This is a genomic window from Variovorax sp. 20P10.2.4 (genome assembly GCF_058244205.1).
Window position 1 is genome coordinate 1 of the sequence record NZ_JBZAYE010000325.1, and the last position, 8,130, is coordinate 8,130.

The window sequence follows — 8,130 nt, forward strand, 5'->3', positions numbered from 1 at the left end:
AGCGACATCGACTGGCTGCAGGCCGAGGGCAACTACGTCGGCCTGCACGTCAACGGCCACGATTACCTGCTGCGCGCCACGCTGACCGATTTCCTGACCCAGCTCGATCCCGCGCTGTTCGTGCGCGTGCACCGCAGCCATGCGGTCAATCTCTCGCGGCTGCGCGAGATCGAGCCGCTCGACGGCGGCGATGCCCGGCTGCACATGCACGACGGCAGCACCGTGCCGTGCAGCCGGCGCTACCGCGAGGCCCTGCGCGGCGCGACGGCCTCCTGAACCGCCGCGAGGGTGCGCCATGCACCGTCAGGCGGCATCCGTTCCGGTGCGCCGCGCCCGCCCATCGGGCTCACTCAGCCCCATCTCGGCCCGTTTCGCACCATTGACGAGCTTGTAGGCACCATTTTTGCTTCATTGGCCCGCCGTCCTGCTGAATTCAGGTGCGGTGCACCAAATCAATCCAAAAACCAGCAAGAAGCTCCAATGGACGCACTCAAACAGGGCGCAGACGCGCTGTTCATCCTTCTAGGCGCGATCATGGTGTTGGCCATGCATGCGGGATTCGCCTTTCTCGAACTCGGCACGGTCCGCAAGAAGAACCAGGTCAATGCGCTCGTGAAGATCCTGGTCGACTTCTCGGTCTCGACCATCGTCTACTTCCTCGTCGGCTACGGCGTGGCCTACGGCACCCACTTCTTCGTCAGCGCCACCGAGCTGTCGGCCCGCAGCGGCTACGACCTGGTGAAGTTCTTCTTCCTGCTGACCTTCGCGGCCGCCATCCCGGCCATCATCTCGGGCGGCATCGCCGAGCGCGCCAAGTTCTGGCCGCAGCTGATCGCCACCGCGGTCATCGTCGGGCTGATCTATCCCTTCTTCGAGGGCATCGCCTGGAACAAGCACTTCGGCATCCAGGACTGGATCGCCTCGGTCACGGGCCATGAATTCCACGACTTCGCGGGCTCCGTGGTGGTGCATGCCGTGGGCGGCTGGCTCGCGCTGCCGGCCGTGCTGCTGCTGGGCGCGCGGCGCAACCGCTACCGCGGCGACGGCTCGCTGGCCGCGCATCCGCCGTCGAACATCCCGTTCCTCGCGCTCGGCGCCTGGGTGCTGTGCGTGGGCTGGTTCGGCTTCAACGTGATGAGCGCGCAGACCATCGACAAGATCTCGGGCCTGGTCGCGGTCAACTCCGTGATGGCGATGGTCGGCGGCACGCTGGTGGCGCTGGCCATGGGCAAGAACGACCCCGGCTTCGTCTACAACGGCCCGCTGGCCGGCCTGGTGGCGGTGTGCGCGGGCTCCGACCTGATGCACCCGATCGGCGCGCTGGTGGTGGGCGGCGTGGCCGGCGCCATCTTCGTCGCGATGTTCACGCTGACGCAGAACAAGTGGAAGATCGACGACGTGCTCGGCGTCTGGCCGCTGCACGGCCTGTGCGGCACCTGGGGCGGCATCGCGGCCGGCATCTTCGGCACCCAGGCGCTCGGCGGCATCGGCGGCGTGAACCTCGGCGCGCAACTCATCGGCACCGCCATGGGCGTGGTCTGGGCGCTGCTCGGCGGCGCGCTGGTCTACGGCGTGCTCAAGAAGACCGTCGGGCTGCGGCTGTCGCAGGAAGAGGAATTCGACGGCGCCGACCTCTCGATCCACCACATCTCGGCCACGCCGGAGCGCGAAGTCAACTGGTGAACGGTTCGCGGCGGGGGCGGCTCAGCACTTCTGAAAGCGCGGGCACTCGGCGACCGCGCGGATCGCCACCACCGTGTTCTCGCCGTCGAGGTGGCGCGAGACGAACTCGACCGGCGTGCCATCGGCGATGTCGGCCGCGAGCTTGCGGTCGGCCAGCCTGAAGGTCTGGGTGGTGAAAGGCAGCTTCGAGCGCGGCGGAATCTTCAGGTGCAGGTACAGCTTGCCGCCGGGCTCCTCGTGCGAGGACATCAGGCGGGCACGCGTGTAGACGGGGTCGGTCTTCGTTTCCTGCGCGGCGGCGCCCGCGAGTGCGAGCAGGGCCGCGGCGGCCAGGACCATGCGGGACAGCGGCGGGAAGGGCATGTGCGAACTCCTCGTCGAAGGGGGCGGAGATGCCATTGTGAAGCGCCAACCTTCGGCCAAGCCAAAGATGCGTTCGTCCAAGCGCGCGACGGGACCGCGCTTCGGCACAATCGCGCCCCCGACAAAAACATGGAGGACGGGAGATGGCGAACGACACGATCGAGATCCGGCGCTTCGGTGTCCATATGGACGATCCGTCCGAATGGGCGCGCTTCCACCGCTACCGGCGCCTGCGCGACGAGGAGCTGCACCCCGGCGAGCCGCAGGCGGCCGATGCCGACTTCGAGCACGACGCGCGGCGCCACATGCCCTTCCACGAGGCCGAGCGCTTCGTCGCACGCGAGGGCGACGAGCTGGTCGGCAACATCATCCTCTGGCGGCGCCGGCCCGACGCGCCGAACAGCGAGCCCTTCGCGTTGCACGCGGAGGCCTGGCTCGGCGTGCTGGCCGCGCACCGGCGCCGCGGCATCGGCAGCCGGCTGCTCGTGCCGCTGCTGGCCTTCATGCGCGAGCACGGCAAGACCGTCGCGACGATGAACACCTTCTATCCGCCGGGCCATGCCTTCCTCGAAGCCTCGGGCGCGGTCCTCAAGCACCGCGTGGTCGAGAACCGCATGCGGATCGACGGCCTCGACGCGGACGAGCTCGCGCGTTGGAAGGCGCAGGGCACGGCCGGTGGCGCGCTGCGCTTCGAGATCTATCCAGGCCGCACGCCGATGGAGCGCCTGGCGCAACTGCTGGCGCCGTTCTCGGACCTGTTCAACGACATGCCGCTCGGCGAACTCGAGCTGCCGCCCGCGCGCTACGAGCTCGACGGTTATGCCAACTGGTACCGCGAACTCGACCGCAGCGGCGGCGAGCACCACCTGGTGCTGCTGGTCGATGCCGACGGCACGCTGGCCGCGATGTGCGAAGCGCACTGGGACCCGCGCACCCCCGAGCGCCTGCACCAGCGCCTGACCGGCGTGGCGCGCGCCTGGCGCGGCCGCTCGCTGGCCAAGGCGGTGAAGGCCGCGATGCTCGACAGCGTGCGCGCGCTGCATCCCGAACTGCGCACCGTCGCGACCTACAACTCGGAAGCCAACGCGCCGATCCTCGCGATCAACCACCGGCTGGGGTTCGAGGTGCATCGGCGGCAGGGGGTCTATCAGCTGGGGGTGGAGGCGTTGGCGGAATGCCTGGCGCGGCGGGGCGAGTTGGCGGCCTGAAGCGCAAATTGCGCGGATACGCTTCAGATTTGAAGCGTATCGGGCCGGAACCGGTGCCCAGCAAGAACGCGCCGCCTGTAGCAAACTCGCGCGACCCCGTTCCCGCCCGAGCCGCCACACCCCACCATGACCCAATCCCCACCCGCCCTCGAAGTCCTCCCGCGCGATCTTTCCGCCTACCGCCAGGGCAATTTCGGCGTCGACTACGTGCACCGCTTCGAGTCGGGCAAGCCCGGCCCGCACGTGCTGATCAATGCCCTGACGCACGGCAACGAGATCTGCGGCATGACGGCCGCCACGCACCTGCTCGACCACGGTGTGCGGCCGAAGATCGGCACGCTCACCGTGAGCTTCGCGAACATCGACGCCTACGAGTCCTTCACCGAGGCCGCGCCCTACGACAGCCGCCAGATCGTCCACAACCTCAACCGCATCTGGTCGCCCGAGTGGCTCGATGGCAGCGAGGACAGCCCCGAGTTGCGCCGCGCGCGCATCCTGCGGCCGGTGGTCGATGCGGCCGACCACATCCTCGACATCCATTCCACCAGCCAGCCGGTGGTGCCGTTCTGGGTCTACCCGTCCTTCGAGCGCAATGCCAAGGTGGCGATGGCCATCGGCCGGCCGCCCGTGCACCTCGTGATGCCCGACGGCCTGGGCTCGGGCACGCCGCTGATCCAGTACGGCAGCCATGGCGGGCCCGACGGGAAGGGCGTGGCGATGGTGGTCGAGTGCGGCCAGCATTTCCTGCGCTCGGCCTCCGACCTGGCCACCGCCGTCACCTACGACTTCCTCGCCTACTTCGGCCTGGTCGACAAGGACCCGGCCGCCCCCGAGCCCGAGCCGCAGCGCCGCTTCAAGCTGCTGCAGACGCACGTGATCCAGAGCGAGGACTTCGCCTTCGTGCGCCCGCTGATCGGCTTCGAGACCTTCGCCAAGGGCGAGCTGATCGCCACCAACGGCCCCGACGAGATCCGCGCGCCGGTCGACGACTGCACCGTGTTCATGCCCGCGCAGCGCGTGATCGTGGGGCGCGAGGCGCTCTACCTGACGCAGCCGATCTGAGCCGGACCGCGGGCCGCGGCGCTCAGCAGATGAGCAGGTGCCGCGGCGTGCCGACCGTGCCGTAGTCGGCGTGCCAGTAGTGCGGGTCGTCGCAGAGGCTGAACACCACCTTCTCGTTCGCATGCCGATCGCCGAAGCGGTCGCGCAGCGTGACATGCACCGAGCCGGGATCGGGCCAGTCGGCGCCGGCGTCGCTCACGTGGTTGCCCGTGGTGACCTCCGCTGCCAACACGGCTTGCAGCGCGGGGTGCAGGCGGGTGTTGAGCAGCGCGAGCGCGGCGGCGCGCGAAGCCAGGGGCATGGCGGGATCGAGGCAGGCGGTGGTGAAGCGGGGCCGCTCCGAACTCATGCGCGGGCCTTCGGAATCGTCTTGCCCCGGCAGCGCGGATAGTTCGCGCAGCCCCAGAAGCTGCCGTCGTTCTTCGCCGAGGGGCGTTCGACCATCTTGGTCCCGCAACTGGCGCAGGTCGGCCGCCAGTATTCGCCCTCATAGGCGACTTCGAGCAAGGCGGCCTGCTGCGCGGGCGTGCGCTGGCCGATGAGCTTCAGCAGCGCCTCTCCGTCCTGGATATGGATGCGGTTGGCCTTGGCGAAGGCGATGGCGTCGCTCGAGAACCTGGAGCTCGTGACATAGGTGCCGCTCTTCAGGCCGTGCGAGGTCATCACGCCGAGGAATTCGCGCAGCTCCTTCACGCCCACCGGGCGGTTCTGCCAGTGCTTGCACTGGACGATGCGCGGCTGCTCGCTGTGTCGGGACTGCAGCCAGATGTCGACGCCGCCGTCCGCGCCATGCGACTGGCTTCGGGTGGAGAAGCCCGCCTGCGCGTAGAGCGCTTCGCATACCGCCTCGAAGCGCCGCCATTCGATCTCGGCGAAGACGGCGGCGCTCCATGTCGCCGCGGCCTGGCTACCGGCATCTCGCTGGGGGTAGAGCGGTGACGCGGCACCGGTGTCGAGCACGGGCTCGGTCCGCGCGCGGGAGGCCGAGGCCGGATCCGCTTCGGGTGCACCGGTCGCCTTGGCCGCCCGATCGGTTAGATGGTGGAGCGCCAGAAGCACAGCGCCGATGGCGAGCGCCGCCCAGCCGGCGGGCCGAAGCGCGGCACCCAGGCCGGCCAGCATCGGCCCGCGCAGGAACATCGGCACGACCAGCAGGAGCAGCAGGCCGATGAGCACCGCGGTCCAGCCCTTGCCCGCCAACTCCCGGCGCGCCCGCTCGCGGCGTCGGTCCTGGCGCTTGGATCGGCCCATCTGCGCTGCCTCGCCGCTCAAGCCGCCAGCGCACTGCGCGCCGGAATCTTCTCGAAGCAGTGGTTGCACAGCGACTGCTTCACGAAGGCTGCGTGCGTGGTGTCGACCGGCTTCTTGCAGTGCTCGCACATGAAGGCCTCGCCGACCGCGAGCTGGAATTTCTGGAAGAAGGCATCGCTCAGGTGGATGCGGCGGATGTCGCGGATGTCGTCGCGCACCTTGAGGTTCTCGAGCGTGTTGTTGTCGAGCGCGGTGCGCGTGATGTTGAGGTGGTTGTAGCAGCCGTAGTCGATCGAGTAGACGTTGAAGGTCTCGCCCGCCATGTCCTTGTGCGAGTAGCCCTTCTTGCGCAGGTGCAGCACGCGGAAATCCACCAGACCGAGGATGTGCGGATTGGCCGAGTACTTCTCGCTGATCATGAAGTGGCTCGAGTTCTTGCCGACCACGATCTCCTGCACGATCTTCTCGAGCAGGTTCTTCTCGACCGAGTGCTCGTCGACCTGCTTCTTCTTGTCGGTCTCGTACCAGCCCGAGGTGGCGGCGCGCACGTTCTTGATCGAGATGTGCTTGGAGCCCGAGCTCTTGAACTGCGCGTACGAATGGATGAAGAGGTTGATGAAGTCGCGCGGGATGCCCGCGCTCGCGATCAGCAGTTCGCCCAGCGCCTTGTTGGTGAGGAAGGCGTTGATGAAGGCGTCGTTGTTCTTGCGCGAGGGCAGCAGCAGCTCGTCGGACAGGCTGGGGCTGTGCTGCTCGAGATGCTTGCACAGCAGCTGGTTGAAGAAGTTGCGGGTCTTGGCCTTGTCGATCTCGAACACGTAGCGGTTGTCGAGCTGGTAGCCGAAGATGTCGCCGCCGTCCTCCAGGCCGTAGAACTTCTCGTCGGTCTTGTGGCCGAGGTCGGTGCGGTTCGGGATCGCGGCGATCTTGAAGCTGAAGCGGCTCGCGATGAAGGACTTCTTGACCAGTTCGGCCAGGTGCTTCTGGGCCGAGTTCGGGATCTCGGACCATTCGTCGATCAGGCAGAAGACGCGGTTCAGCTGCAGTTCCTCGCTCAGGTCCTGCAGCAGGTTCGCGATGTCGAAGACGCTGATGAACTGATCCTTGAGCCTCGACTCCTGCGACTTGGTCTGCAGGCTGCCCGAGGCCTGCAGCTCGGGCGCCTTCGAGAGCTTCAGCGAGGCGCCGGCCTGCGAGATCGACTCGACGGCGAGGGCCGTCTCCTTGAGCTTGTTGAGCGAGCTGCCGTCGAGTTCGCGCTGGATGGCCTCGAGCCGATGCTGCAGCTGGCGCTCGGCCTCGTCGTCGAGCGGATCGCGGCGCAGCGGGATGATGTCGTCCCGGCCGTGGATGGCGCGCAGGTTGGTCGAGAACGCGTTCACCAGGCTGCGGATGATGTTCTTGAACAGGATGACCGCGTACTGCTCCCAGCTCAGGCCGTCGGCCTCGGCATGCGGAAGGATGGTGCGGGCATCGATGTAGACCGCGATCCGCCGCGAGGCGGGGAAGTCGTTGTTGATCTTCTCCTGCAGCGCCTTCAGCAGGTGGGTCTTGCCCGAGCCGCGCCGGCCATAGATGACCTGGTTGTTGAGGTTGTGGATGTCGTGCAGCGCGTCCTCGCCGACGTACAGGCCGAGGTAGCTCTGGTCCTGGATGTTCTCGGCGCGCAGCGCGTTCGAGAGCGTCGCGACGGCCTTCTGGATCTGGACGTCGCTGATGGGCATGGCATTGCCGTTCCGGGGCGCGCTGGTCGTGTTCTTCTGCATGAGGGCTGGTGCAAGTGAAACGGACCGGCGCGCGTCCCCGAGATGGGGCCTCCCGGCGCGCGGTCTGAAAACGAATTGTTACTTGCGTCGAGCGCCTTGCCAACAGAGGCGCCCCGGCCCGGACCGCCGGCGAGGTGCCGGCGCAACGTTCAGGCGGAAATGAACAGCGCCGGATCGACCATCGCGCGGTTGAGCATCACCGACCAGTGCAGGTGCGGGCCGGTCACGCGGCCGGTGGCGCCGACCGCGGCGAGCTTCTCGCCGGTCTGGAGTACGTCGCCGACCTTCACGTCGACGCGGCTCAGGTGGCAGTACATGGTCAGCAGGCCGCCGCCATGGTCGAGCCAGACGGTGCCGCCATTGAAGAAGTAGTCGCCGGTATCGATGACCTTGCCCGGCAGCGGCGCGAGCACCGGGGTGCCGGTGCCGGCCGCGATGTCCATGCCGCTGTGGGGATTGCGCGACTGGCCGTTGAAGACGCGGCGCAGGCCGAAGGAGCTCGAGCGGCGGCCCGGCACCGGCACGCGCATCTGCAGCGCGGCATCGGGGCGAAGCTCGGTGCGGGTGGCGGTCACGGTGGCGAGGTGGTCGCGCTCGCGCTCGTAGCGCGCCTGGTCCTCGGGCGAGAGGTCGACGGTGCGCGGCGCCACGTTCAGGCGCTGCTCGCGGTACTGCTTGGGCGCGATGCTGTAGCCGAGTTGGCGCGGCGCGGCGTCGGGCCGGGCCTGCACCGAGATGCTGGCCTCGCCGGGTTCGGCCGCGAGAGGAATGCCGACGAGGGCGGTCCATTCGATGGC

The 8,130-nt window shown here is 68.1% G+C and carries 9 protein-coding genes; 4 read left to right on the plus strand and 5 right to left on the minus strand.

Going from position 1 to position 8,130, the window contains the following annotated elements:
• Both AC27VN_RS25310 and AC27VN_RS25315 read left to right on the plus strand, forming a co-directional pair.
• Window positions 1-276, plus strand: a 276-nt coding sequence (locus tag AC27VN_RS25310; RefSeq protein ID WP_490878303.1) for a LytTR family DNA-binding domain-containing protein, incomplete at its 5' end; no start/stop codon positions are given.
• Between the two features lie 204 nt (window positions 277-480).
• Window positions 481-1,683, plus strand: coding sequence for an ammonium transporter (locus AC27VN_RS25315; RefSeq protein ID WP_431509661.1), 1,203 nt, complete (start codon window positions 481-483; stop codon window positions 1,681-1,683).
• Window positions 1,684-1,704: 21 nt separating this feature from the next.
• Here AC27VN_RS25315 and AC27VN_RS25320 read toward each other — a convergent pair whose 3' ends face one another.
• On the minus strand, window positions 1,705-2,046 hold the full coding sequence (locus tag AC27VN_RS25320) for a hypothetical protein (RefSeq protein WP_490878304.1): 342 nt from the start codon (window positions 2,044-2,046) through the stop codon (window positions 1,705-1,707).
• 143 nt (window positions 2,047-2,189) lie between these two features.
• Here AC27VN_RS25320 and AC27VN_RS25325 point away from each other — a divergent pair, with 143 nt between their 5' ends.
• Window positions 2,190-3,254 (plus strand): GNAT family N-acetyltransferase, encoded by a 1,065-nt coding sequence (locus AC27VN_RS25325; RefSeq protein WP_490878305.1) that lies wholly within the window; start codon window positions 2,190-2,192, stop codon window positions 3,252-3,254.
• Between the two features lie 126 nt (window positions 3,255-3,380).
• Entirely contained in the window at window positions 3,381-4,316 is a 936-nt protein-coding gene (locus AC27VN_RS25330; RefSeq protein ID WP_490878306.1) for a M14 family metallopeptidase, read from the plus strand.
• 22 nt (window positions 4,317-4,338) lie between these two features.
• Here the strand turns inward: AC27VN_RS25330 and AC27VN_RS25335 are convergent, their stop codons facing one another.
• From AC27VN_RS25335 to AC27VN_RS25350, 4 genes are all read right to left on the minus strand, one after another.
• A complete protein-coding gene (locus tag AC27VN_RS25335; RefSeq protein ID WP_490878307.1) occupies window positions 4,339-4,617 on the minus strand; it encodes a hypothetical protein in 279 nt (92 codons plus the stop codon).
• Window positions 4,618-4,661: 44 nt separating this feature from the next.
• Window positions 4,662-5,636, minus strand: a complete 975-nt coding sequence (locus AC27VN_RS25340; protein ID WP_490878308.1) for a restriction endonuclease — start codon at window positions 5,634-5,636, stop codon at window positions 4,662-4,664.
• Complete coding sequence (locus tag AC27VN_RS25345; RefSeq protein WP_490878309.1) at window positions 5,585-7,333, minus strand: ORC-CDC6 family AAA ATPase; 1,749 nt, start codon at window positions 7,331-7,333, stop codon at window positions 5,585-5,587. The genes AC27VN_RS25340 and AC27VN_RS25345 overlap by 52 nt, the downstream gene beginning before the upstream one ends.
• 149 nt (window positions 7,334-7,482) lie before the next feature.
• Window positions 7,483-8,130, minus strand: a 648-nt coding sequence (locus AC27VN_RS25350; protein WP_490878310.1) for a M23 family metallopeptidase, incomplete at its 5' end; no start/stop codon positions are given.

Coding starts and splice junctions, on each gene's coding strand:
- AC27VN_RS25345 (WP_490878309.1), bottom strand. CDS start 7,333: ATGCAGAAGAACACGACCAGCGCGCCCCGGAACGGCAATGCCATGCCC.
- AC27VN_RS25320 (WP_490878304.1), bottom strand. CDS start 2,046: ATGCCCTTCCCGCCGCTGTCCCGCATGGTCCTGGCCGCCGCGGCCCTG.
- AC27VN_RS25330 (WP_490878306.1), top strand. CDS start 3,381: ATGACCCAATCCCCACCCGCCCTCGAAGTCCTCCCGCGCGATCTTTCC.
- AC27VN_RS25315 (WP_431509661.1), top strand. CDS start 481: ATGGACGCACTCAAACAGGGCGCAGACGCGCTGTTCATCCTTCTAGGC.
- AC27VN_RS25325 (WP_490878305.1), top strand. CDS start 2,190: ATGGCGAACGACACGATCGAGATCCGGCGCTTCGGTGTCCATATGGAC.
- AC27VN_RS25335 (WP_490878307.1), bottom strand. CDS start 4,617: ATGCCCCTGGCTTCGCGCGCCGCCGCGCTCGCGCTGCTCAACACCCGC.